Genomic DNA, 1,770 nt, shown 5'->3' on the forward strand with positions numbered 1-1,770 from the left:
CGAGATAATGTTTCTAAGTGAGCATTATTCGCTCCTTCACTCGCTGCAATCATGAAGAATAAGTGTGCAGGCTGTCCGTCTAATGATTCATAATCGATACCTTCTGTTGAGCGTCCAAATGCAATGGCCGGTGTTTTTACCGAGCTTGTTTTCGCATGCGGAATGGCAATGCCTTCTCCAATTCCCGTTGTACTTTGAGATTCACGATTTAAAATTGCTTCTTTATAGCCAGCTCGGTCGCTTAAGCGACCAGCTTCGTCTAATTTTCCAACTAATTCATCAATAACATCAGCTTTTGACGTGCTTTTTAAATCAAGAATGATTGTATCTTTTTTTAATAATTCAGTAATTCTCATTCTCGTTTCCCCCTACTCTACCTTTGTGGTTGACACTTGTTCACGAAGCGTCTTTACATCTTCTGCTGTACATAATTCAAGTGAGAATGCTGTGGCACTTCCTGAAGCTACTCCTGTTTGAAAAGCTTCTAATAAATCCCCTTGTTTTACATAAGAAGCAATAAATCCAGCTACAAGTGAATCGCCAGCTCCAACAGAATTTTTTACCGTTCCTTTAGGGACTGTGGCACTGTAGACACCGCTTTCGTTAATAAGCAGTGCTCCATCACCTGCCATAGACACAACGACGTTTTGCGCTCCTTGTTCCACGAGCTTCTTACCATATACTAGCGCATCTTCTGCACTGTTTATCTCTACATCAAACAATTCTGCAAGTTCATGATGATTCGGTTTGATAAAAAACGGCTTGTGGGACACGACGTCTAGCAAAGTTTTTCCACTTGCATCTACTACAACTTTTACTCCGTTCGCTGCTGCTAGTTCAGTTAACGTTTCATACACAGAACTTGGAAGCGTTTTCGGTATACTCCCCGCTAATACGAAGATATCGCCTTCAGTCATTTGCTTTACTTGAGTCAATAAAGACTGAAGCGCTTCGTCTGTAATAGCAGGTCCTTGACCGTTAATTTCTGTTTCTTTTTCTGTTTTTAACTTTACGTTAATACGGGTATCTCCCTCAACTCTTGTAAAAGCTGTTTCGATATTCTCCGCTTTTAAGTAGTCTTCGATATAGGTTCCTGTAAAGCCAGCTACAAAACCGAGAGCTTTATTATCAACACCTAATCGCTTTAAAACGCGAGAGACGTTAATGCCTTTTCCTCCTGGAAACTTGGCTTCATTCGTTGTGCGGTTAAGCCCGCCTTCTTCGAATGATGAAACATGTACTACGTAATCAACGGATGGGTTCAACGTACATGTATAAATCATGATTTCACAACCTTTATGTCTGTTTTGTTTGCATACTGTATAAGTACATCGCTAGGTACGTCATTTGTTATAATTTTTGCTTCATGTAAATCGGCTATTTTCGCAAAGCTTGTTTCAAAAAACTTAGTGGAATCTGATAAAATATAAGATTCTCTAGACAGCTTCATTGCCGTTTGCTTGATCAATGCTTCTTCTGGATCAGGAGTTGTATATCCATATTGATGATGAATCCCATTCGCTCCCATAAAGCACTTATCAAAACGATATTGCTCAAGACTTAAAAGAGCTCCATTGCCAATTAAAGCGCCCGTTTTATGTTTAACAGATCCCCCAATTAAATAGAGGGTGATACCTTGTTCTAGCATCGGGTTTAAATGCATTAAACCATTTGTCACGACAACTACATCTTTTTGCTTTAAAAAAGGAATCATTTCATACGTTGTAGTTCCTGCATCTAAAAAAATACAGTCACCTTCATTTATAATGG

The 1,770-nt window shown here is 39.3% G+C and carries 3 protein-coding genes; all 3 read right to left on the bottom strand.

All coding sequences use genetic code 11. The features are described 5' to 3' along the window. A partial coding sequence (locus AC1DRF_RS26090; protein ID WP_477742086.1) for a PTS sugar transporter subunit IIA occupies nucleotides 1–356 on the bottom strand: 356 nt, incomplete at its 3' end. A gap of 12 nt (nucleotides 357–368) precedes the next feature. Next, on the bottom strand, nucleotides 369–1,283 hold the full coding sequence (gene pfkB, locus AC1DRF_RS26095; RefSeq protein ID WP_477742087.1) for a 1-phosphofructokinase: 915 nt from the start codon (nucleotides 1,281–1,283) through the stop codon (nucleotides 369–371). Next, the coding region (locus AC1DRF_RS26100; protein ID WP_477742088.1) for a DeoR/GlpR family DNA-binding transcription regulator at nucleotides 1,280–1,770 on the bottom strand (491 nt) is incomplete at its 5' end. The genes AC1DRF_RS26100 and pfkB, both read right to left, overlap by 4 nt.

The sequence above is a fragment of the Priestia sp. P5_B4 genome (assembly GCF_056400385.1).